4 protein-coding genes are annotated in these 25,957 nt (G+C 75.9%); 3 read left to right on the top strand and 1 reads right to left on the bottom strand.

The window, feature by feature from the left end; translation table 11 throughout:
* Positions 1 to 166: 166 nt before the first annotated feature.
* Positions 167 to 2,302, bottom strand: a complete 2,136-nt coding sequence (locus tag ACZ4U1_RS04030; protein WP_467899281.1) for a PP2C family protein-serine/threonine phosphatase — start codon at positions 2,300 to 2,302, stop codon at positions 167 to 169.
* Between the two features lie 1,318 nt (positions 2,303 to 3,620).
* On the opposite strand from ACZ4U1_RS04030, the gene ACZ4U1_RS04025 reads away from it, so the two are divergent.
* The 3 genes from ACZ4U1_RS04025 to ACZ4U1_RS04015 all read left to right on the top strand — a co-directional run bounded on the left by ACZ4U1_RS04025 (position 3,621) and on the right by ACZ4U1_RS04015 (position 25,952).
* The gene (locus ACZ4U1_RS04025) at positions 3,621 to 4,829 is read left to right on the top strand and encodes a cytochrome P450 (RefSeq protein ID WP_467899278.1); all 1,209 of its coding nucleotides are present in this window, start codon (positions 3,621 to 3,623) and stop codon (positions 4,827 to 4,829) included.
* A gap of 102 nt (positions 4,830 to 4,931) precedes the next feature.
* The gene (locus ACZ4U1_RS04020; protein WP_467899276.1) at positions 4,932 to 6,293 is read left to right on the top strand and encodes a serine hydrolase domain-containing protein; all 1,362 of its coding nucleotides are present in this window, start codon (positions 4,932 to 4,934) and stop codon (positions 6,291 to 6,293) included.
* Positions 6,294 to 6,746: 453 nt separating this feature from the next.
* The gene (locus ACZ4U1_RS04015; protein ID WP_467899273.1) at positions 6,747 to 25,952 is read left to right on the top strand and encodes a non-ribosomal peptide synthase/polyketide synthase; all 19,206 of its coding nucleotides are present in this window, start codon (positions 6,747 to 6,749) and stop codon (positions 25,950 to 25,952) included.
* Positions 25,953 to 25,957: the final 5 nt, after the last annotated feature.

Raw genomic sequence — 25,957 nt, 5'->3', positions numbered from 1 at the left:
GCACACCCCTGAAGCTCCCCGGCCGGCCTCCCCCTCGGTCCCGGCCGCCGGGGAGTGGTCCGGCCCTCCGGCGGGAGGGCCGGACCACGGCCGAGTCGGGGGGAGAGAGACCGCTGAGTGCGGGGAGACGGCTGAGCGTGGCGAGGCGGCGAGCGGTCCGCCCGCGTCAGCCGTCGTCTCGCGCCCGCAGCAACAGCACCGCCACGTCGTCCACCCGCTGCCGCTCCGCCGTACTGTGCCGGACCACGTCGTCCGCCAGGCTCTCCAGCGGCTGGTCGCCGACGTCCGCGAGCAGCGCGCCGAGGCCGGCCAGCGCGTCCTCGATGTCGACACCGGGTGACTCCACCAGTCCGTCGGTGTAGAGGACGAGCACCGCGCCGGGAGCCAGGGACACCTCGGTCGTCGGATACACGGCCGCGGCGTCGATCCCCAGCAGCGGTCCCCCGGCCAGGTCCAGCACCCGCACCCGCCCGTCCGGCCGGCGCAGCAGCGGTGGCGGATGACCCGCCCGGGCCATCACGGCCCGCCCCCGCGCGGGGTCCAGCCGCAGATACAGACAGCTGGCGAACAGGTCCGCACCCAGATCGATCAGCAGCCGGTTGGTGCTGCTCATCACCTCGTGCGGGGCCTGCCCCACCGTGGTGTACGCCCGCACACCCGTGCGGATCTGGCCCATCAGGGCCGCCGCGGTCACGTTGTGCCCCTGGACGTCACCGATCACCGCCGCCGCCAGCGGGCGGGTCGGCACCAGGTCGTAGAAGTCGCCGCCGATCTCCATGCCGTGGGTGGCCGGCAGGTAGCGGGCCGCCGCCTCGATGCCGGGCGGCGGGGTCAGCGAGTGCGGCAGCAGGGCCTGTTGCAGGCCGTGCGCCAGGCGGTGTTTGGCGTCGTAGAGCAGGGCCCGCTCCAGGGCCTGCGCGATCAGGCCGCCGAGCGAGGTGAGCACCGCGCGCTCGTCGGCGGGGAACAGGTGCGGCTCGGCGTAGGCCAGCACACAGGCACCGACCGGCCGCCCGGACGCGATCAGCGGCAGGTACGCCCAGGCCGCGAAGCCGTCCGGGGTCTCGTGCCGACCCGGGTACAGCCGCTCCAACTGCTCCCGGGAGTCGAAGAACGCGGGCACCCCGCTGTTCAGGGCCTGGGTGCCCGGCGTCCGCTCGGACAGCGGCAGCCCGTCGAACCGCTCCACGACGCGCGCCTGCGGGTAGCCGCGGTGCCCCAGCACGTGCAGCCGCCCGCCCTGCGCCCGCAGCAGCACCAGCGCCTGGCTGCCGACCGCCGGCGCCACCTCGTCCCACACCAGCTGCACCACGTCCCGCACCCCGACCGCCTCGGTCAGCGCACCGGCCAGGCTCAGCACCTGAGAGATCGTCACCAGCCGGGACGGTCCCGGACCCGCCTGCGGAGTCCCGCGCGCCATCTCCGCCACCGCCCGGGCCCGGCTGATGCGCACGCTCAGTCCGGTGGTGCTCGGATACAGCCGGAACGACAGCCACTCGCCGGGCGGACGCAGCGCCACGAACGAGGTCACCTGCTGGCTCATCAGCGCCGCGCGGTACCGGTCCTCGTACATCGGGTCGTTCAGCCACGGCACCGACACCCAGGGCAGGGTGCCCAGCAGCTCCCCGGACGGCCTGCCGAGCAGCTCGGAGGCGGCCGGGTTCACGAAGCCGATCCGGCCGTGCAGGTCCAGCGACAGCAGCCCGTACGGCAGCCGGGACACCATCCGTGCCGCCTCGACCGTGCCCAGGTCGCCCGCCACGCCCGACACCGGTACCGCGAGCACGTCCGGTTCGTGGCCGAGCGGCCGCTCCTCCCGCGCGGCACGCTCCAGCCGCAGCGCCAGCCGTTCGCAGGCCGCCGTCAGATGGTCCCGCTCCCGGTCCGACAGCTCCGGCGGATGCGCGCCCGGCCAGGTCACGAACACCGCGCCGTACACCATGTGCTCCGTCGCCACGGGCGCCGCGGCCAGCGCGAACGGGTACGGCAGCACCACCGAGATCCGCGGATAGCGGTGGGCCATCTCCTCCTCGCCGCTCACCCAGACGAGCCGTCTCCCGCGCGCCGCCTCCGCGACCGGGATCGGCGCGCTCAGCCCGACCCGCTGCCACGGCGCCGCGAACGCCCGGGGCATGCCCGCCATCACCGCCATCTCCAGGACCGGTTCGTCGGACCTGAGCAGATAGACCGCGCCGGAGTGCGCCCCCACCTCGTCCAGCAGCGTGGCCAGCGCGAGCGACAGCACCGGCTGCCCGGGCGGCGCCGCCCCCCTGGGCCCTGGCCCGTCGGACACGCCGACCACCTCCTCGCACGGCCGCGCGTCGCATCCCGGGCACCAGACTCCCTCGCGGCGCCGCCCGGCGCACGGCGAGCACGCGGGAGGCTCCACCGGTTGTCCCTCCGCCTCGGACGACACGCATACCCCGGCCGGGCACCATGCGCGGGCGCCGCCGGGGTGAGCGGGCGGGGGGAGGAGGAGCGAGGGGAGAAGCGGAAGGAGCCGTCCGGCCGCGTGTTGTCCCGTCGTGCCTGGTCCGGGCGCCCCGTGGCGGGAGCGCCGGTGCGGGGCCGCGCCAGGACGCTGGGCTGGAGCACGGGTGGTGTACGAGTTTCTCGTGTGCGCCCCTGTCGCGCCTGGATGGCCGATTCTGCGCGCCCGGGCCGAGGTTCCCGGCCGTCCGGTCGCCGGAGGGGGCGCGTGCCGAGGCGGACGGCGCGGGGGCGATCGGAGCGGGTCGGGGACGGGCCGGAGTGGCGCGCCGCGCGTGTCGTCGGCGTGCCGGGCGGCGGCCCCGGAGTGTCCGCTGGCCGAATCATCACCCCAGATCAGGGGCAGTCCGGCCAACCGGTCGAACGGCGGGGGGCGGCGCACCGGCGCGCGGCGGACGGGCGAGGGACGGCGCGTCGGCCGGTACCCGGCGGCGGTCTTTTTCCCGCGCGCCGGTTTGCGGTCGAGGCGCCGGGGCACACGCGGGGGCGACGATCCGGCCGCGGCCTCGGGCGCGCAGGGGGCCTCACCAAGTGGCCGGACAGTGACGCAAAAGCACAGGCGAAGTACTCTCCGTTCAACTTCTGGGGGTTGCTTGCGCGTGACTCGCCGTGAAGACTGTGGCCGAGTTCCATCGAAACGAAGGTGTCTGGGAGTGCGCATCATGCCAATCGCGGGGCGGCATGCACTGCGACTGCGTATTCTCACACCTCGTTCACAGGGCCCGGGGCCGCGTGCCCCGCTGTCCGTTCACGAGCCGGGAGGGTCCCGCGCGCATGCCGCGCGGGAGGTATCGCCGAGGGGATGGGTTATGTCGGGTTGGCGCGTCGTACGACCGGGCTCGCTGCGGGGCCGTGGCCGGCCGCGCAGCCGCCGCGTCCTTCACCGCATGTGCTGAGCTTCGCCGCGTGCGCCGAGGGTTCAGCGCACGCGGCGAGGGCCTCCGGCCAACCCTGACGGCGACCGGCGGCGGCGAACCGTGCCGCCGCGCACGAGGAGGCCACGCGGGTCGCGCCCTCGTACCGTCCGTCCGACATCCCGGCAGCGGGGGCGCCGCCATGCCCGGAACCATCCGCGGCCGGCCCCCTGTGGGCGACTCCTCCATGCCCGTACGCGCTAGCAAGGAGACAAGGTGATCAGCAGGCAACCGACGGGCGAACGGCTCCTCCTGGAGGAGTTACCCGAACGCTGGCGGGGCTTACGCGAGACCGGGCCGGTGCGGTACGACGAGAAGCAGGGGGTCTGGCAGGTGCTGGACCACGAGTCCGTCGCCACCGTGCTCGCCGACCCGGCGACGTACTCCTCCGACCTCTCCGCCCTCACCCCGACCCAGTCCGACTTCGAGACCTTCCGGCAGGGCAACTTCGTCGGCATGGACCCGCCGGAGCACCGCAAGCTCCGCACCCTGGTGAGCCAGGCGTTCACCCCGCGGGTCGTCCAGGGGCTCGGCCCGCGCATCGAGGCCGTGGCCGCCCGGCTGCTGGACGAGGTCGCCGACCGCGACCGCTTCGACCTGGTCGACGCCCTGGCCTATCCCCTGCCGATCATCGTGATCGCCGAACTGCTCGGCATCCCGGCCGAGGAACACCGCCTCTTCCAGGAGTGGGCGAGCGTCCTGTTCGGCGGCGACCAGCTCGGCGAGGCGCCCGACATGGCCGATCTGGAGCGGGCGCTGGAGGCCATCGCCCCCACCGTGCGCGAGATGAACGACTACATGCTCGACCACATCCGCGCCCGCCGCGCCCGCCCCGGCGACGACCTCACCAGCAGACTCATCTCCGCCGAGGTGGACGGCGTCCGCCTCGCCGACCAGGAGATGGTCGGGTTCGTGGCACTGCTGCTGGTCGCCGGACACATCACCACGACCGCGCTGCTGGGCAACGCCGTCGTCACCTTCGACCGGCACCCCGGCACCGACGCCGCGCTGCGCGCCGACCCCGCGCGGATCCCGGCCGCCGTCGAGGAGGTGCTGCGCTGGCTGCCGCCCTTCCCTGAGCTGGGCCGCCGGGTCACCCGTCCCGTGACTCTCGGCGGTCATGACATCCCGGCCGACGCACTCCTGATGGCACACCTGGGCGCCGCCAACCGGGATCCCGCCCGCTTCGACGCGCCCGACGCCTTCGACGCGACCCGGAACCCGAATCCCCATCTGACCTTCGGGCACGGCATCCACTTCTGTTTCGGCGCGCCGCTGGCCCGGCTGGAGGCGCGGATCGCCCTGCGCATGTTGCATGAACGATTCCGCACCCTGGTGATCCCCTCCTACGAGGACATCGCCTACCAGAACCCGGCCGTCATCATCGGCGTACGGCATCTGCCCGTCGAGGTCGGCAGACCGTAGCCCGGGCGCGCGCAGCGCCCCCGGCCGGCCCCCACACCGCTCGTGCCCGGGCCGCACCGGCACACCCGCACATGAGACCCACCCAACGGGAGTCCCCTTCTCATGCCGTACACCATCCCCGCCGCTCCGGCCGCCTCCCGGACGCCGTCCCTGTTACACCAGGAACTGCAGGACCGTCTCGACGCCCTCGCCCGTACCCACCGGGTGCCCGGCGCCCAACTCGCCCTGGACACCGGCACGGACGTCCTCTCCGTGCACACCGGCACGGCCGACACCACGACCGGCAGCCCCTTCACCGCGGACACGGCGGTCCCGCTGGGCTCGCTCACCAAGCCCTGCACCGCCGCGCTCGTCATGCTCCTGGCCGACGACGGCGACCTCGACCTGGACGAGCCCGCCGCCGCACACCTCCCCGAGCTGTGCGGTACACCTGAGGTGACGATACGTCACCTACTCAGCCACACCGGAGGGTTACCCACCGGCCCGGACTCGGACACCGCCGCCACGACCACCGCCGCCCGCTACCTCGCGTCCGTCTGCACCACCCGCGACGCGCTGTTCGCGCCGGGGACCGACTTCTCCTACTCCAACGCCGGCTACGTCGCCGCCGGACGGCTGGTCGAGACGGTCACCGGAATGCCGTGGACCGAGGCGGTGGGTGCGCTGCTCCTCGAACCGCTCGGTGTCATACCCGTGTTCGTCGGCGACAGCGCGCCCGCCCGTCCCGTCGCCGCCGGACACGCCGTCAACACCGCGACCGGGCAGGCCCGTCCGGCCCGGCAGAACCTGGCGCCGCTGGAGGCGCCGGCCGGTGCGCTGCTCGCGAGCGCCCGGGACCTGGCCGCGTTCGGCACCGCGCTGATCGGCCGGGCGGACCTGCTGCCGCCCGCCGTCGCCAAGGAGATGCGCCGCCCCGAGGCCGCCGCCCGGCCGGGAGCGCTGGCCGACGGCTGGGGCGCGGGACTCGCCCTGTACCAGCGGGGCGACCGCGTGTGGTGCGGGCACGACGGCAACGCCCAGGGCACGTCCTGCCATCTGCGGGCCGACCCGGAGAGCGGGGTCGTGGTCGCCTTCACCGGCAACTCCTCGGGCGCCACCGCGCTGTGGCGCGACCTCGCCGGGGAACTGGGCCGGCTGACCGGCATCCGGGTGCCCGCGGAGCCCGCCGGCGCGCGGTCCGTGGACCGGGGCCGGCCCGTCGAGCTGCCCGACTGCCTGGGCACCTATCGCAACGGCGCCACGACGTACCGCGTCGCGCCCGGACCGGACGGCGCGCCGGCCCTGTCGGTGGACGGTGACCTCCCCATCCCGCTGGTCTGCTACGCCGACCTCTCCTGCGACCTGCTCGATCCGGACACCGGGCGCGTCGAACCCGGCGGCCGGTTCCACCGCGATCCGGCCTCCGGCCGGGTCGACCGGGTGCAGATCTCGGGACGCATGGCCTGCCGGGTCGCCGACGGCTGAGTGCGGGTGCGGGTGCGGGTGCGAGTGCGTGTCGGTTTCGGGACGGCCGTCGCCGGCCGGCTGGGCTCGGCTTGGGCCGGTTGGACCCGGCTCGGTTTCGGACCCGGGCCTGCGGGGCCGTCACCCGGGCGTGGGGCCCAGGCCGGATCGCTTCGTCGCCCACGGGGGGCGGCGGGGCGGCCCGGACCGGGGGTCGTACGAGTCAGGTGATCGTCTCCGGCCAGTCGTCACCGTCGGCCGTTCCGCCCCGCGCCGGGTCACCGTCGGGCGTCCCGTCCCGGCCCGTCCCGGCCCGTGCAGGGTCACCTCGTCGGACCCGGCACGGCACCCCCGTACCCCTCCCGTACCGCCGCACCGTCGTCGCGCACATCCGGTGTGCCATCCCGATCCAGCGCACCGCCCCCTTGCCCCGGCCCGGCGCCGCATCGTTCCGCTCTCCGAAGGACTTCACCCATGACGGACCTGCACGACAAGCCCGCACCGGCGTCCTCCCTGCCGCCGCAGGCCGGCCCCGCCGCCGGCGCGCCGGAAGGCGACGCGGCTCCGGCGTATCCGACGCTCGGCGAGCTGTTCACCGCCTGGGTGGCCCGCACCCCTGACGCACCCGCCCTCACCGACGGCCGGCGGACCTGGACCTACCGCGAACTGGCGGACCGCGTCGACCGGTTGGCCGTACACCTGGCCCGGCGGGGAGCCGGGCCGGACCGGGTCGTCGCCCTGGTCCTGCCTCGCTCCATGGAGCTGATCGCGGCCGAGCTGGCCGTCGCCCGGGCGGGCGCCGCCTTCCTGCCCGTGGACCCCGCCTATCCCGCAGAGCGCCGCGCGCTGATGCTCGCCGACGCCGCGCCCGCCGTCACCCTCGACGATCCGCAGCGGGTCGGCGAACTGCTGGACACCGGGGGCGGGGCGGTGGCCGAGGCCGAAGTCCACGCGGACCACGCCGCCTACGTCATCTACACCTCCGGTTCCACCGGCACCCCCAAGGGCGTGACCGTCACGCACCGCGGCATCGGCGGCTTCACCACGGCCGCCGCGGAACGGTACGCGGTGGGTCCCGGCGACCGCGTGCTGCAGTTCTCCTCGCCGAGCTTCGACGCGTCCGTGCTGGAGCTGTGCGTCTCCGTGCTGTCCGGCGCCACGCTCGTCGTACCGCCGCACGGGCCCTGGCTGGGCGACGAACTCGCCGCGGTCCTGGACGAGCACCGCATCAGCCACGCCCTCATCCCGCCGGCCGCGCTGGCCACCCTGCCCGACCCGGCGCAGGGCACCGCGCGCCATCTGCGCACGCTGATCGTGGGCGCGGAGGCCTGCTCCGCGGGGCTGGTCGACCGTTGGGCACCCGGGCGCCGCATGATCAACTCCTACGGTCCGACCGAGGCCACGATCGTGGCCACCTGGACCGGGCCGCTCACCGCCGGCCGGGGTACGCCGACGATCGGCGGAGCCCTGCCGCACACCCGGGTGCACGTCCTCGACGCGGCGCTGCGTCCGGTACCACCCGGGGCGGACGGCGAGTTGTTCGTCGGGGGCGACGCGGTGGCCCGCGGCTATCTGGGCCGCCCGGGGCTGACGGCCGCCCGCTTCGTCGCCGACCCCTTCGGCCCGCCCGGCGCCCGGCTGTACCGCACCGGGGACCGGGCGCGCTGGACGGCGGACGGGGAACTCGAGTTCCTGGGCCGGCTGGACCGGCAGGTCAAGATCCGCGGCTTCCGTATCGAACCGGGCGAGATCGAGGCCGCCCTGCGCCGCGCCGGCGCCGGGAGGGTCGGTGAGGCGGTGGTCGTCGTCCGCGAGGACGAGCCCGGCCACCAGCGCCTCGTCGCCTACGTCACTCCGACCACCGAACCGACGCCCACGGCTCCCGCCGACCGGGCCGGGGCCCCGACGCCCGCGGCTCCGTCCGGAATACCGGCGTCCGCCGACCGGGCCGGAGCCCCGGCGTCCGCCGATTCGACCAGCCCGGCCGCCCCCGTCGACCCGGTCGCTCCTGTGGTCCCGTTGGCCTCGGCTTCGTCGGTTGATCCGGCCGCTCCCGTCGGTCCGTCGGCCTCTGAGGCCTGCGTAGACCCGGTTGCTCCCGTCGGTCCGTCGGTTTCTGCCGCCTTCCCCGACCGGGCTGCTCCCGTCGGCCCGCCAGCCTCTGCCGCCTCCGCCGATCCGGCGGCCTCCGTGGACCCGGCGGCCTCCGTCGGCCCGGCGGCCCTCGTCGACCCGTCGGCCTCGGCCTCCTTCGCCGACCGGGCTGCTCCCCTCGGCCCGTCGGCCTCCGCGCCCTCCGCCGCCCCGGCCCCTCCCACCGGCCCGGCAGCCTCGACCGGCCCGGCAGCCTCGACCGGCCCGTCGGCCCCCACCGGCCCGTCGGCCCCCACCGCCTCGGCACCTCCGGCCAGCCCCGCCAACTCGCCCGCCCCTACTGCCCGGTCGACCCCCGCCCCCTCCACTACCCCAGCCCCTTCCACCACCCACGCCCCCTCCACCACCCCCACCCCCTCCCCAAGCCCCCTGGACCCCGCCGCCCTCCGGGCCGCCGTAACCGCCCTGGTCCCCGCTCACATGGTGCCGTCGGCCATCGTGGTGCTGGAGCGGATGCCGCTCACCCCGCAGCACAAGGTCGACCGACGGGCGCTGCCGGCGCCCGGGCGGGCTGTGGTGGGCGGGCATGTGGCGCCGCGGTCGGATCAGGAGCGGGCACTCGCGGCGATCTGGGCGCAGACCCTGGGCGTCGACGCGGTCGGGGTGACGGACGACTTCTTCGAGCTGGGCGGCGAATCGATCCTCGCCGCCCGTGTGCTGGCCCGGATCCGGGACGAGCTGGGCGTGCGGCTGACGGTGCGGGACGTGTTCAGCGCGCGGACGATCGCCGGCCTGGCCCCGCTGCTCGGCGACCCGTCGGCCGCCGCACCGCCGGAGCCGATCCCCCCGGCCCCCGACGAGGGCACCCTGCCGCTGTCCAGCGCGCAGCGACGGCTGTGGTATCTCGACGAGCTGAACCCGGGCGGCACCGAGTACAACACCGGCGTGTCCCTGCGGCTGCGCGGTCCCCTGGACCCGGACGCGCTGCGCCGTGCCCTGCACCGCCTCGCGGCCCGCCACGCCTCCCTGCGCACCACCTTCACCACCGCCGACGGCCAGGGCGTCCAGCGCGTCGCACCGGAGCCGGACCTGCCGCTGCGGACCGCCGACCTCACCGACGTACCCGAGGCCCGCCGCACCGAGGCCGCCGAGGCACTGCTCACCGAGGAGCTGAGCCGCCCCTTCGACCTGGCGGCCGGCCCGCTCACCCGGGCCCTGCTCGTCCGGCTCGCCGCCGAGGACCACCTGCTGCTCCTGGCCCAGCACCACATCGTCACCGACGGCTGGTCCGTGGGCGTCCTCACCCGTGAACTCGCCGCCCTCCACCACGCGGAGGCCACCGGCGAGCCCGACGGCCTGTCGCAACCCGCCGTGCAGTACTCCGACTTCGCCCTGTGGGAGCCGCGGCAGCGGGGCGGTGACGCGGATGTCGCCGACCTCGCCTACTGGAGGCGGCATCTGGCCGGTCTTCAGCAGCTCGAGCTGCCCGCCGACCGGGCGCGTCCCGCTGTCCGTACCACCGCCGGGGCCGCCCACCGGCACCCGCTGCCCGCGGAGTTGGTGACCCGGCTGCGGCAGCTCGCCGCCGGGCGCGGCACCACCGTGTTCACCCTGTTCGCGGGCGCCTCCGCGCTGCTGTTCTCCCGGTACTCCGGGCAGCGGGACGTCGCGTTCGGCACCGTCACCACCGGGCGTGGCCGGCGGGACCTGGAGGACGTGCCGGGCTTCTTCGCCAACACCGTTGTGCTGCGCGGCGAGGTGGACGAGCGGGCGACCGTGGACCGGTTCGTGGAGAGCATGCGGACGACGGTGCTGGACGCCTTCGCCCACGACGGGGTGCCCTTCGACCGGGTGGTGGAGGAGCTGGCCCCGCCCCGCGACCCGAGCCGCACCCCGCTGGTGCAGGCGCTCGTCGTGCAGCAGACCGCTCTCCCCGAGCCGCCGCTCTCCGGCGGGGTGCGCTTCACGGAGCACCCGCTGCCCCGCCCGGCCGCCCGCTTCGACCTGGTGCTGGAGTTCACCCCGGACACGGACGGCGGCTGCGTGCTGACCGCCGAGTTCAACACCGACCTGTTCGACGCCACCACCGTGGCCCGTCTGACCACCCATCTGCACCGCCTGCTGGAGGGCATGGCGGACGGGCCGGGCCGCACCCTGGCCGAGCTGCCCATGCTCTCCGCCGAGGAGCAGCACACCCTGGTGGACGCCTGGAACCCGCCCGCCCGCCGGGCCCGGGACACCGGGCACGCCACGCTGCCCGGCCTGTTCCACGCCCAAGCGGCCCGGACCCCGGACCGTACCGCCGTGACCTGCGGCCCGGTCCGGCTGGACTACGCCGAGGTCGCCCGGCGCGCCAACCGGCTCGCCCGGCTGCTCCTCGCGCGCGGCGCGGGCCCGGAGACCCTGGTCGCGCTGTGCCTGCCGCGCTCCGCCGACCTCGTACCCGCGCTGTGGGCGGTGCTCACCTCCGGCGCGGGCTATCTCCCCGTCGACCCCGGCTATCCCGCCGAGCGGGTCCGCCTCATGCTCGACGACGCGCGGCCCGCCCTCGTGATCGCCACCCGGGAGACCGCCTCCGCGCTGCCCGCGGACTGCGACCCGCTGTTCCTGGAGGACTGCGCCGACCCGGCCGTGCCCGACACGGACCTCACCGACGCCGACCGGCCCCGCCCGCTGCTGCCGGACCATCCCGCGTACGTCATCTACACCTCGGGGTCCACCGGCCGCCCCAAGGGGGTCGTGGTCACCCACCGCAGTGTCGTCGCGCTGGCCGCGTGGGCCGAGGAGCGGTTCGGGGCCGCGGGGCTGGACCATGTGATCGCCTCGACCTCCCTCAACTTCGACGTCTCCGTCTTCGAGTTGCTGTGCCCGCTGACGGCCGGCGGCACCGTCGAGGTGGTCGCCGACCTGCCGGCCCTCGCCGACGGCACCGGTCCCCGGCGGGCCGGGCTGCTCAGCGGAGTACCGTCCGTCGTCTCCCGCCTGATCGCGGGCGGTACGGCCCCCGTGACCGCGGACACCGTCGTCCTCGCCGGTGAGGCCCTGCCCGCGCAGACGCTGCACGACCTGCGCGCCGCCCTGCCCGGGTGCCGGATCGCCAACATCTACGGGCCCACCGAGGCCACCGTGTACGCCACCGCCTGGTTCGCCGGCGACCGGCTGCCGGAACAGGCCCCGCCCATCGGCGGCACCGTGGCGCTCACCCGGGCCTATGTCCTCGACGGCTCCCTGCGGCCCCAACCGGTCGGCGTCACCGGCGAGTTGTACCTCGGTGGCGGTGGCCTGGCCCGCGGCTACCTGAACCGGCCGGGGCTGACCGCGGCCCGGTTCGTCGCCGATCCGTTCGGCGCGCCGGGGGAGCGGATGTACCGCACCGGCGACCTGGTGCGCCGCCGCGCCGACGGCGCCCTGGAGTACGTGGGCCGGATCGACCAGCAGGTCAAGGTGCGCGGCTTCCGCATCGAACTGGGCGAGGTGGAGGAGGCGTTGCGCGGCTGCGCCGGCGTGGCCGAGGCGGCGGCCGTCGCCACCACGGACGGCGACGGCCACCGCCGCCTGGCCGGATACGTCGTCCCGGCCGCCGGGCAGCGGGTGGAACCGGAGGCCGTACGCCGCGAACTCGGCCGTACGCTGCCCGACTACATGGTCCCGTCGACCGTGCTGGTGCTGGACGGCCTGCCGCTCAGCCCGAACGGCAAGCTCGACCGGGGCCGGCTCCCCGACCCGGGCCCCGCCGTGCGCGCGGTACGGCATGTCGCGCCCCGCACGCCCACCGAGCGCGCCCTCGCCGCGATCTGGGCCGAGGTGCTGCGGGTGGAACGCATCGGCGTGGACGACAACTTCTTCGAACTGGGCGGCGACTCGATCCTCAGCATCCAGGTGGTGGCCCGCGCCCGGCAGGAGGGCCTGCCGCTGACCTCCCGGGACGTCTACCGGCACCAGACGGTCGCCGCGCTCGCCCGCTGCGCGGACGCGGCCCAGGGCCCGCGCGAGACGGCCCCCGCACCGGAGTCGGCCACCGGCACGGCTCCCCTGACCCCGATCCAGCGCTGGTTCTTCGGCGCCCTGGCCGAGCGCGCCGGCCACTACGCGCAGGCGCTGTCCGTCCAGGTGCCCGACGACCTGGACCCCGCGGCCCTGGAGGACGCGCTGAACGACCTGGTCGCCCACCACGACGCCCTGCGCTCCCGCTTCGTCGCCGACGACGCGGCCCCCGGCGTCCGCTGGCACATCGACGGCGCGGCCCCCCGCCTCCACCTGGCCCGCCACACCGGCCCGGACGCGGACACCCCCCACTTCGGGCCCTTCGACCTCGCGCGCGGGCCGCTGCTGCGGGCCGTGCTGCACGACCGGGGGCCCGGCCGGCCCCCCGTCCTGCACCTCGCCGTCCACCACCTGGTGGTCGACGGCGTCTCCTGGCGGGTGCTGCTGGACGACCTGGACCGCGCCTACCGGGCCCGCCGCGCCGGCGAGGACGGCGCTGCGGCGCTGCCCGCGAAGTCCTCGCCGCTGCGCGCGTGGTCCCGCCGGCTGAACGCCCACGCGGCGGACGGCGGCTTCGACGACGAGCGGGAGTACTGGGCCCGGGCGGTCCCGGAGACGGAGCCCGCGGTGCCGGCAGGCCCCGGCACCTACGGCTCGCAGCGCGCGGTCACCGTGCGGCTGAGCCCCGAGGACACCGCGGCCCTGCTGCGCACCCTGCCCGACACCTACCGCACCCAGGCCAACGACGTCCTGCTCGGCGCCCTCGGCCGGGCGCTGTGCGCCGGGACCGGCCGGGACCGGGTCGTGGTCGACGTCGAGGGGCACGGCCGCGAGGAACTCTTCCCCGAGCTGGACCTCAGCCGGACGGTCGGCTGGTTCACCACCCGGTACCCCGTCGCGCTCGCCGTCCCGGAGGACGCCGGCTGGGACGCCGTACTGAAGCGGGTCAAGGAGCAGCTGCGTGCCGTACCCCGGCACGGCCTGGGCCATGACGCGCTGCGCCACCTGGCCGGTCCGCAGGCGGCGCCGAGCACCCCGGACGCGCAGATCAGCTTCAACTACCTGGGCCGGATGGGCTTCCCGGAGGATCCCGACGGCCTGTACCGGGGCACGGTCCGCCCGCTGGAGCTGGACGCCGACCCGGCGGCCCGGCGCCCGCACGCCCTGGAGGTCGTCGGCCGACTGGTCGACGAATGCCTGGAGTTCACCTGGTTCTTCTCGGACCGGCTGCACCACGAGGACACGGTCGCGGACCTGGCCGGGCGGTTCGCCGACGCGCTCGCCGACCTGGCCCGGTACGCCGCCCGGCCCGGAGCCGCCGGGCGCACCCCCTCGGACTTCCCGCTGGCCCGGCTCGACCAGGCCGCCGTCGACCGGATCACGGGCGCGGACCCGGCGGCGGTCGCGGACGTGTACCCGCTCACGCCCACCCAGGCGGGCATGCTCTTCCACGGCCTGTCCCAGGACGACCGCGGGGTCTACTTCCAGCAGCTGACGTTCGTCCTGGACGGCGTCCCCGACCCGCGGGCCCTCGCCGCCGCCTGGCAGCACGTGACCGACCGCACCGAGGTCCTGCGCGGCCGGGCCGTCTGGCAGGACGTACCCGAACCGCTGCTGGTCGTGCAGCGCCACGCGGCGGTGCCGGTCACCCACCTGGACTGGCGCGACCTGACGGACGAGGAGCGCCGCGCCCGGCTGGACGACGTGCTGGCCCGCGACCGGGCCGACGGCATCGACCTCGGGCGGGCGCCGCTCCAGCGCCTGCTCCTCGCCCGTGTCTCCGACACCGCGGTGCGCGTCGTCTGGTCCTTCCACCACCTGCTCCTGGACGGCTGGAGCCTGTTCCAGGTGCTCTCGGACGTCTTCGCCCACCACGCCGGGACCGCCCCCGACGCCCTCCCGGACCGCCCGCCGTACCGCGACTACGTGGCCTGGCTGCGGCAGCGCGAACCGGCCGCCGCCGAACGGCACTGGCGTCACCGCCTGTCCGGCCTGGCCGAGGCCACCCCGCTGCCGTACGACCGTGAGCCGCGCGAGGCCCACCGCGCCGAGTCCACGCACGCGGTCCGGGCCACGCTGCCCGCGGCCGCGAGCCGGGCGCTTAAGGAGCTGGCGCGGACGTCCGGCCTGACCCTGAACACGCTGGTGCAGGGCGCCTGGGCGCTGCTGCTGGCCCGGCAGTCGGGCCGGGACGAGGTGGTGTTCGGCACCACCGTGTCCGGACGGCCGCCCGAGCTGCCCGGCGCCGACCTCATGACCGGCCTGTTCATCACCACCCTGCCCACCCGGGTCACCGTCCCCGGCGACGGCACCCTGCTCGACTGGCTGCGCGCCCTCCAGCACGACCAGAGCGAGGACCGGCGCTTCGACCACCTGCCGCTCACCCGGATCCGGGCGCTCACCGAACTCCCCGAACGGGTCGGCCTGTTCGACAGCATCGTGGTCTTCGAGAACTACCCGGTGGACGACGGCCTCGCCGCCGCGCACGGACTCGCCCTGAGCGGCCTGGAGGGCGTCGAGACCACCAACTACCCGCTGAGCCTCACCGCCTACCCGGGCCCCGAGCTGGCGCTGCGCCTCGGCTACGACCCCGAGCTGTTCGACGCCGGCACCGCCGAGCGGCTGGCCGAGTACCTGACCGTCCTGCTCACCCACATGCCCGCCGGCTCCGGCCGCCCGCCCGCCCGGCTCCCGCTGCTCGCCCCGGACCGCCGCGAGCAGGTGCTGCACGCCTGGAACGACACCGCCACCCCCCTCCCCGACACCAGCGTGGCCGACCTCTTCGCCGCACAGGTCCGCCGCACCCCCGGCGCCGTGGCCCTGGAGGCCGGCGACACCCGCCTCACCTACCGCGAACTGGACGCGCGCGCCGAGAAGTTGGCGGTGCGCCTGGCCGGGCTCGGGGTGCGGCCGGAACACGCCGTCGGCGTGCTCATGGACCGTTCCGTGGACCTGATCGTCACGCAGCTGGCGCTCGTCCGCACCGGCGGGGTGTACGTGCCGCTGGACGGCAGGGCACCGGTCGAACGGCTCCGCCGCACGCTGGCCGAGGCCGGCGCCGGCCTGCTGCTCACCGACGCCGGCTGGCAGGAGACCGCCCGGGAGCTGCTGCCCGGCGACGGCGTGCTGCGCGCCGACGACACCACCGGCGCGGCACAGGCTCCGGTGCCGCTCCACGCCGTCCACCCCGACAACGTCCAGTACCTCATGTTCACTTCGGGCTCGACCGGCACCCCCAAGGGGGTCGCGGTGCGCCAGCGGGACGTCGTCGCCCTCGCCCTGGACCGGGCCTTCGCCGGGCACGACCGGGTCCTCGTGCACTCGCCGCACGCCTTCGACGCCGCCACCTACGAGGTGTGGGTGCCGCTGCTGCGCGGCGGCACGGCCGTGCTCGCCCCGCCGGCCGACCTGGACGCCGCCGAGGTCCGGCGCGCCGTCACGGAGCGGGGCGTGACCTGCCTGTGGCTGACCGCCGGGCTGTTCCGCCTGCTGGCCCAGGAGGACCCCGGCTGTCTGCGCGGCGCCCGCGAGGTGTGGACGGGCGGCGAGGCCGTGCCGGGTGCGGTCGTACGCCGGGTCCTGGACGCCTGCCCCGGCCTGACCGTCGTGGACGGCTACGGACCCACCGAGACCACCACCTTCGCCACCCGCCGTGTCTTCCGCCCGGGCGATCCGCTGCCCGCCGTGCTGCCCATCGGACGCCCGCTGGACAACACCCGCGCGTACGTCCTGGACGCCACCCTCCAGCCCCAGCCGCCCGGCATCCCCGGCGAGTTGTACATCGCCGGTGCGGGACTCGCCCGGGGCTACGCGGGCCGCCCCGGGGCGACCGCCGCCCGCTATGTCGCCGACCCCTTCGGGCCGCCCGGCACCCGCATGTACCGCACCGGCGACATCGTGCGCTGGAGCGCCGACGGGGAGCTGGAGTTCGTCGGCCGCGCCGACGACCAGATCAAGATCCGCGGCTTCCGCGTCGAACCCGCCGAGATCGAAGCCCGCCTCACCGCCCACTCCGGCATCGCCGAGGCCGTCGTCTCCCTGTACGAGGACGCCGGACGCAAGCGGCTCGCCGCCCACCTCGTACCGGCCGACGGTGCCGTGACGCCCTCCGCCGGCGAACTGCGCGCCCACCTGGCGGCCGGACTGCCCGACTACATGCTGCCCGCCGCGTTCGTCACCGTGCCGGAGCTGCCGCTGACCGCCAACGGCAAGGTCGACCGGCGACGGCTGCCCGCACCCGACTGGTCTGCGGGCGGCGAGCGCGGCCACCGCGCCCCGCGCACCGGGACCGAGCGGATCCTCGCCGGGATCTGGGCCGAGCTGCTCGGCGTCGAACGGGTCGGCGTGGACGACAACTTCTTCATGCTGGGCGGCGACTCGATCCTCAGCATCCAGGTGGTCTCCCGGGCCCGGGCCGCGGGACTCACGCTCACCCCGCGCGACCTCTTCCGGCACCCCACGGTGGCCGAGCTGGCCGCGGCCGGCGGGGACGCGGCGCCCGCCGTCGCCGGCACCGAACCGGTCTGCGGTGCGGCGGACCTCACCCCGATCCAGCACTGGTTCCTGGACCCGCGCCCGGCCCACGCCGGGTTCTTCAACCAGTCCGTCGTCATCGAGACGGCCGGCCCGGTGGACGAGGACGCCCTGCGCCGCGCCCTCACCGCCCTGTGGACCCACCACGACGCCCTGCGCGCCCGGTTCGTCCTCGACGGCGAGGGCGAGGATGCCTGGCGCCAGGACGTCGCCGACGCCGACGGCCCGGTTCCCGAGCTGCTCCAGGTGCACGGCCCGCAGGACGAGGAGCGCGTCACGGCGGAGGCCCACTCCCGGCTCCGCCTGGACACCGGCCCGGTGTTCACCGCCCGGCTGTTCACCGCCGACGGCACCCGGACCGCCCGGCTGCTGCTCCTCGCCCACCACCTGGTGGTCGACGGCGTCTCCTGGCGGATCCTGCTGGAGGACCTGGAGACCGCCTACCGGCAGGCCGCGTCCGGGGAGTCCGTACGGCTGCCCGCCCGCACCACCTCCGTACGGGAGTGGGCCCGCCGGCTGCGCGACCACGGCCGCTTCACCGCACAGCTCACCCACTGGGAGCGGGCCGCCCGGGCCTGCGCCGACCCGCTGCCCGTGGACCGCGACGGCGGCAACACCGCGGCCGACGTCCGCGAGGTCACCGTCCGCCTGGACCGCGAGCGCACCGACCACCTCCTGCGCCGCGTCCCCGGCGTCTACCGCACCCGTGTCGACGACGTCCTGCTCACCGCGCTGGGCCGGGTCCTCGCCGACTGGACCGGACGCGACACCGTCGCCGTCGGCCTGGAGGGGCACGGCCGCGAGGACCAGCTCTTCGAGGACGTCGACCTGTCCCGCACGGTCGGCTGGTTCACCTCGCTCTTCCCGCTCGCCCTGACGGTCCCGGCGGGGGACTGGGGCACCGCCCTGAAGTCGGTGAAGGAGCAGCTGCGGGCCGTACCCGACCGGGGACTGGGCTACGGCGTCCTGCGCCACCTCGCCCGCGAGGCGACGCTCACCGGCGCGCCCGCGCCCGGTATCGCCTTCAACTACCTGGGGCGCTTCGACTGGTCCGCCGACGGCGGTGCCCTGATCGGAGCGGTGCCCGCCGGCCTGGACGGCGCGGAGGCGCCCGGCACCGAGCGGCCGCACCTGCTGGACGTCGTGGCCCGGGTCGAGGACGACCGGCTGGAGATCACCTGGTACTACAGCGCCGGACGGCACCGCGAGGACACCGTCACCGCGCTCGCCCAGGGCATGCTGCGGGCCCTCGGCGACATCGTCGCGCACTGCGCCCGGCCCGGCGCGGGCGGCCGTACCCCGTCGGACTTCCCGCTGGCCCGCCTGGACCAGGCCGCCGTGGACCGGATCGCCGGGGACGGCCGGGACGTCGCGGACGTCTACCCGCTGACCCCGATGCAGGCGGGCATGCTCTTCCACAGCCTGCTCGACCCCGCCGGCCGCACCTACGTCAACCAGGTGCAACTGGTGCTGTCCGGCGTCACCGACCCGCACGCGCTCGCCGAGGCGTGGCAGCACACCGCCGACGCCAACCCGGTGCTGCGCACCGGCCTGGTGTGGCAGGAGACCCCGGAGCCGCTCCAGGTCGTCCGGCACCGGGCCACCGTGCCCGTCACCCACCTCGACTGGTCCGGCGGCCACGGACACGACCTGGACCGGCTGCTCGCCGAGGACCGGGAGACGGGCATCGACCTGGGCGCGGCGCCCCTCATGCGGCTGACACTGATCCGGCTGGGCCCGGACCGGGTCCGCCTGCTGTGGACCTTCCACCACGTCCTCCTCGACGGGTGGAGCGCCGCCCAGCTCTTCGACGAGGTGTGCGAGCGGTACGCGGCCCTCACCTCCGGGCGCCGCCCGCAGGTGGCCGAGCGCAGGCCCTTCGCCGACTATCTGCGCTGGCTGGCCGGGCGGGACACCGGCCGGGCCGAGGCGTACTGGCGTACGACCCTCGCCGGCTTGCAGGCCCCCACCGAACTGCCCCGGGACCGGCGGCCCGCCGAGGCCCACCGCGCCTCCTCCTCCGGGTCGGTGCGGATGACCCTCGGCCCGGACGTCTCGGCGCGGCTGCGGGAGACAGCCCAGCGGGCCGGGCTCACCCTCAACACCGTGCTCCAGGGCGCGTGGGCGCTGCTGCTGTCCCGCTACGGCGGCGGCGACGACGTGGTGTTCGGCACGACCGTCTCCGGACGGCCCGCCGAACTGCCGGGCGTCACCTCGATGGTGGGCCTGTTCATCAACACCCTGCCCACCCGGGCCCGCGTCGACGGCGACCGCCCGCTGCTGGACTGGCTGCGCGAGCTGCAGAGCGCCCAGTCCGAGGCGCGGCGCCACGACTTCGTCTCGCTGGCCCAGGTGCAGTCCTGGAGCGAGGTGCCGGGCGGCACCGGCCTGTTCGACTCCATCGTGGTCTTCGAGAACTACCCCTTCGACGAGGGCGCGCTGGCCCGGCACGGCCTCACCATGGAACAGGAACGGGACGTCGAGCCGACGAACTACCCGCTCAGCGTGGTCGTCGCGCCCGGGGACACCCTGGCCGTCAACCTGGATCACGACCCGGCCGTCTTCGACACCACGACGGTGGAGGCACTCGGCGAGAGCCTGCGCACCCTGCTGACCGGCATGGCCACCGACCCCGACCGCCGCCTGGCCGACCTGCCGCTGCTGGACCCGGCCGCGGGGCGTGCGCTGGTGGACCGGTTCGGCGGCAGGCCGGCCGAGGCCCCGTACGGCACCCTGCCCGAGGCGTTCCGGCGGCAGGCCGAGCGCGCCCCGGACGCCCCGGCCGTCCGCCACGGCGACACGAGCCTCACCTACCGCGAACTCGACGCCCGCTCCAGCAGGCTGGCCCGCCGGCTCATCGCCGCCGGCGCCGGCCCCGAGCACTTCGTCGCCCTCTGCCTGCCCCGCACCGCCGACCTGGTCGTGGCACTCCTCGCGGTGCTGAAGAGCGGCGCCGGATATCTCCCGGTCGACCCCCAGTACCCGGCCGAGCGGGTCGCGTTCCTCTTCGAGGACGTACGGCCCGACGCCGTGATCACCGCCACGGAGACCGCCGGCCGGCTGCCCGAGGGCCCGTTCACCCGGATCCTGCTGGACGAGGACCCGGACACCGAGGTGCCGGACACCCCGGTCGGCGACGGCGAACGGCACGGCCCCCTGCTGCCCGGCCACCCCGCCTACGTCATCCACACCTCCGGCTCGACCGGCCGCCCCAAGGGCGTCGTCGTCAGCCACGCCTCCGTGCTCGCCCTGACCGACTGGGCGGCGGCCGAGTTCACCGGCCGGGGCCTGGCCCATGTGATCGCCTCCACCTCGCTCAACTTCGACGTGTCGGTCTTCGAGATCTTCTCGCCCCTGCTGTCCGGCGGCTGTGTGGAGATCGTCCGCGACCTGCTGGCCCTCGCCGAGCGCCCCGGCCCCTGGCGGGCCGGACTGCTCAGCGCGGTGCCGTCGGCCCTGGACCGGCTGCTCGCCGAGGACGCCGTGCGGATCACCGCGGACACCGTCGTCCTCGCGGGGGAGGGGCTGCCCGCCCGGACCGTACGCCGGGTCCGCGACGCCGTCCCCGGCAGCGAGGTCCGCAACATCTACGGCCCCACCGAGGCGACCGTCTACGCCACCGCCTTCACCTGCGACCCGGCCGACCCCGACCGCGACCCGCCGATCGGCCGGCCGCTCGGCGGCGCCCGCGCCTACGTCCTGGACCAGCGGATGCGCCCGGTACCCGTCGGCGCGCCCGGCGAGCTGTACCTCGCCGGAACCGGTGTCGCCCGCGGCTACCTCGGCCGCCCCGGCCTCACCGCGACCCGCTTCCTGCCCGACCCGTTCGGCCCGCCCGGCAGCCGCATGTACCGCACCGGCGACCTGGTCCGCTGGACGTCCGACGGCGACCTCGTCTACCTGGGCCGCGGCGACGACCAGGTGAAGGTGCGCGGCTTCCGCATCGAACTCGGCGAGGTGGAGGCCGCGTTGACCCGGCACCCGGCCGTGGCCGCGGCAGCGGCCAGGGTGGTCGACCACACCGGCCACCGCCGCCTCGTCGGCTACGTGGTGCCCCGCACCACCGACCTGCCGGACCCCGCCGAACTGCGGGCCTTCCTCGCCGGCAGCCTCCCCGACCACCTGGTCCCCGCCCTCGTCGTGCCGTTGGAGCGGTTGCCGCTCGGAGCCACCGGCAAGCTCGACCGGCGGGCGCTGCCCGTACCGCAGTGGGCCGCCGCGGCCGGCGGGGAGGCGGGGCGGCCGCCGCGTACCGAGGCGGAGCAGGCCCTCGCGGCCATCTGGTGCGAGGTGCTCGGCGTACCCGAAGTCGGCGCCGACGACAACTACTTCTCGCTCGGCGGCGACTCCGTCCTCGGAATCCGGATCGTCTCCGCCGCCCGCCGGGCCGGACTCGCCCTGACCCCCCGGCACCTGTTCACCCACCAGACCCTCGCCGAACTCGCCGCCGCGGCCGAGCGGTTGCCGGACTCGGCCGTCTCCACGGTCACCGCCGAGCAGGGCCCGGTGACCGGCGACGCCCCGCTCACCCCCGTCCAGCACTGGCTCCTGGACACCCTCACCGGAGACCCCGCCCACTTCAGCCAGACGGTCGCCTTCGAGCTGGCCACGGACCCCGACGAGCGGCTGCTGCGGGCCGCCCTGGCCGTCGTACTGGAGCACCACGACGCGCTGCGGCTGCGCTTCGAGAAGGCCGGGGACGGACGGTGGCGGCAGTACGGCACCGCGCCCGGTGACGCGGCCCCGCACCTGGAGGTGCATCACCGGGCGGCGCCGGACGAGGTCGCCCGTGCCCTCGGCGCCGGCTTCGACCTGGCGGGCGGGCCGCTGCTGCGGGCCGCGCTGTGCCGGCCGGACGACGGCGGCCGGCCGGTGCTGCTGCTGGCCGCGCACCACCTGGTGGTGGACGCCGTGTCCTGGCGGATCCTCCTGGACGACCTGGACACCGCCTACCGCGCGCTGCGGGACGGCGAGCGCCCCGCCCTCGGCGCCAAGAGCACCTCGTTCCGGGACTGGGCCCGCCGGCTCGCCGCGCACACCGAGGCCGGCGGCTTCGACGCCGAACTCGCCCACTGGCGCGGCCTCGACACCGACACCTCCCTGCCGGCCGACCACCCCGGCGGCGCGAACACCGTCGCCGACGAGGAGAGCGTGAGCGCCGGACTCGACGCCGAGGAGACCCGCCGGCTGCTCCAGGACGTGCCGGACGCCTACCGCACCCGCGTGGGCGACGTCCTGCTGTGCGCGCTCGGCCGGGTCCTGGCCCGCTGGACGGGCCGGGACCGGGTGGCGGTCACCCTGGAGGGCCACGGTCGCGAGAACCTGTTCGAGGACCTCGACCTCGCCCGCACCGCGGGCTGGTTCACCGCGATGTACCCGGTCGCCCTGGACGTGCCCCGGGACGCCGGTACCGGCACCGCGCTGAAGGCCGTCAAGGAGAACCTGCGGGCCGTACCGCACGGCGGACTCGGCTACGGCGCGCTGCGCTTCCTGCACCCCACGGCCGGCCGCGAGCTGCCCGCCCTGCCGCCGGTCTGCTTCAACTACCTGGGCCGGCCCGACGGGACCCCCGCCCCGGGCGGGCTGCTGCACGCACCCCACGGCGGCCTCACCGGCGGCATGGACCACGCCGCCGGACGGCCGTTCCTCCTCGACGTCCTCGGCCAGATCACCGAGGAGAAGCTGGAGTTCACCTGGTCGTACTCCCGCTCCGTGCACCGGCGGGAGACCGTCGCCCGGCTGGCGGCCGAGCTGGCCGGTGAACTCCGTGCGATCGTCCGGCACTGCGCCGAACCCGGCGCGGGCGGCCGTACCCCGTCCGACTTCCCGCTCGCGCCGCTGGACCAGACGGCCGTGGACCGCCTCGTCGGCGACGGAGCGGACGTCACGGACGTGTATCCGCTCACGCCCACCCAGACCGGCATGGTGATGCACGGCCTGGACGAGGCCGAACACGGCCTGTACGTCGAGCAGATCACCTTCGTCGCCGACGGCGCCCACGACCTCGCCGCGCTGGCCGCCGCCTGGCAGCACGTCGTCGACCGCACCCCGGTGCTGCGCACCTCCGTCGCCCTGCACGGCGTACCCGTGCCGCTCCAGGTCGTCCACCGGGGCGTGACCCTGCCGGTCACCGAGCACGACTGGAGCGGGCTGCCGGAAGACCGGCGGGAGGCCGAGCTGGAGCGTCTGCTCGCCGGCGAGCGAGCCCGGGGCATCGCCCTGGACCGCGCCCCGCTGCTGCGGCTCGCCCTGGTCCGGCTCGGCCCGGACGCGGTCCGCGTGGTGTGGACCTTCCACCACGTCCTGCTGGACGGCTGGAGCGTCTTCCACGTCCTGTCCGACGTCATGGCCGCGCACGCCGCCCTCACCCGCGGCGAACGGCCCCGGCTGCCCGAACGCAGGCCGTTCGCGGACTACGCCGCCTGGCTGGCCGCCCGCGACACCGGCCCCGCCGAGGAGCACTGGCGCGAGGTCCTGGCCGGCTTCGGCACGCCGACCCCGCTGCCGTACGACCGCAGGCCCGCCCCGGGCGCCACGGCCCGCTCCGGCACCTGGCTGTCGCAACGGCTCGACACCGACCGGACGCGGCAGCTGACGGAGTTCGCCCGCCGGCACCGGCTCACCCTCAACACGCTGGTGCAGGGCGCCTGGGCGCTGCTGCTGGCGCGATGGAGCGGGGAACGCGAGGTGTGCTTCGGCGCCACCGTCTCCGGCCGGCCCGCCGACCTGCCCGGCGCCGACACCATCACCGGCCTGTTCATCACCACGCTGCCCGCCCGGACCGTGGTCGACGGCGGCGCCGGCTGTGCCGCCTGGCTGCGCGCGGTGCAGGAGGCCCGCGCCGAGGACCGCCGGCACGACCACCTGCCGCTCAACGCGCTGCACGGCCTCACCCGACTGCCTCCCGGCACACCGCTGTTCGACAGTCTCGTGGTCTTCGAGAACTACCCGGTCGGCGACACGACCGCCGGGGCGCACGGGCTCGCCCTGCGCGACCTGGACGCCCGGGAGGCCACCAACTACCCCCTCACCGTGGTCGTCTCGCCCGGCGACCGGCTGGCCGTCGAACTCGGCTACGACGCCCGGTACTTCGACGCGGCCACCGCCTCCTCGCTGGCCGGACAGCTGCTGCACACCCTGGACGCCCTGGCCGCCTCGGACGGCACCGCCCGCCTGGACGACCTCGACATCCTGCCGCCCGCGCAACGGGACCGGCTGCTGCACGCCCCGGCCCGCCCGGCGCTCGGCCCGGTGCCCGCCGCCACCCTGCCCGCCCTGGTCGAGGCCGCCGTCGACCGGTGGCCGACCGCCCCCGCGCTCGACGCGCCCGGCACGCTCCTCACGTTCGCCGAGGCCGAGGCGCTGGCCAACCGGCTCGCGCACCGGCTCATCGCCCGGGGCGCCGGACCCGGCGACCTCGTCGCGCTGCTGCTGCCCCGCTCGGCGGACATGGTGCTGGCACAGCTCGCCGTGGCGAAGGCGGGTGCCGCGTTCCTGCCCGTCGACCCCGCCTACCCCGAGGAACGGATCGCCCTGATGCTGCGCGACGCGGCACCCGCCCTCACCCTCGACGCCAAGGAGGTCGCGGACCTGCTCGCCGCCCCACCGGACGACGTGCCCGGACACCGGCCCGGCGACGCCGACCGGACCCGCCCGCTCGACCTGGACGACCCGGCCTACGTCATCTACACCTCCGGCTCCACCGGCACCCCCAAGGGCGTCGTCGTCACGCACCGCGGGCTCGCCGCGTTCTCCGCCGCCGAGGCCGCCCACTACCAGGTCGCCCCGGGCGACCGGGTGCTGGCCTTCGCCACGCCCAGCTTCGACGCCTCCGTGCTGGAGCTGTGCATGTCCCTGCCGCACGGCGCCCGGCTGGTCGTACCCCGGCCCGGCCCGCTGCTCGGCGCCGAACTGGCCGACACGCTGCGGGCCGGGCGCATCACGCACACCCTGCTGCCGCCGGCCGCGCTCGCCACCGTGCCCGCCGACGCGCCCGGCACGCTGCCCGACCTGAAGACGCTGATCGTCGGCGCCGACGCGTGCGGTGCCGAACTCGTCGCCCGCTGGGCCCCGCACCACCGCATGGTCAACTCCTACGGACCCACCGAGGCCACCGTCGTCGCCACCTGGTCCGCGCCCCTCGCGGCGGACGGCGCCGCACCCCCCATCGGCCGCCCGCTGCCCGCCACCGGCACCTACGTCCTCGACGCCCGGCTGCGGCCGGTCCCCGACGGTGTCGCCGGCGAACTGTGGCTGAGCGGACCGGCGTTGGCCCGCGGCTACCTCGGCCGGCCCGGGCTGACCGCGGCCCGGTTCCGCGCCGACCCGTTCGGGCCGCCCGGCACCCGCATGTACCGCACCGGCGACCTGGTGCGCCGCGACAGCGCCGGCGAACTGCACTACCTGGGCCGCACCGACCACCAGCTGAAGCTGCGCGGCCACCGCATCGAGGCGGGCGAGGTCGAGGCCACCCTGGTCCGCCATCCGGGCGTGCTGGACGCCGTGGTGACCGTACGCGAGGACGAACCCGGGCAGCCCCGCCTGGTCGCCCACCTGCTCACGGCACCCGGCGCCGAACCGCCGGCCGCCACCGAACTGCGTGAGCTGGCCGCCCGCTCCCTGCCCGGTCACATGGTCCCCTCGGCGTTCATGGTGCTGGACCGCTTCCCGCTCACCGAGAACGGCAAGACCGACCGGGCCGCCCTGCCCGCCCCGGCACCGGCCGAGGAGGAACCGCGGCCCGGGTACGTCGCTCCCCGCACGCCCACCGAGGAGGCGCTGGCGGCCGTCTGGGAGGAGACCCTCCAGACGGCCGTGGGCGCCGAGGACGACTACTTCCTGCTCGGCGGCGACTCCATGCGCGCCCTGCTCATCGCCTCCCGCGCCAACGACGCGTTCGGCGTCACGCTCACCCCCCGCGACGTCCTCGTCTCCCGGACCGTCGCCGCCCTGGCGGAACTCGTGGAGGAACAGGTGCTGAGCGAACTGGAGGAAGCCGCGTACGGCGACGGCGACGGCGACGGTTACGACGAGGACGCCGCTGCCGGCGGCCACGACCACGAACGGTGAGGATC

This window comes from Streptomyces sp. NPDC028928, from assembly GCF_055564915.1.
Note: the sequence above shows the minus strand (reverse complement) of the source record. Positions and strands in the feature narration are given on the sequence as shown.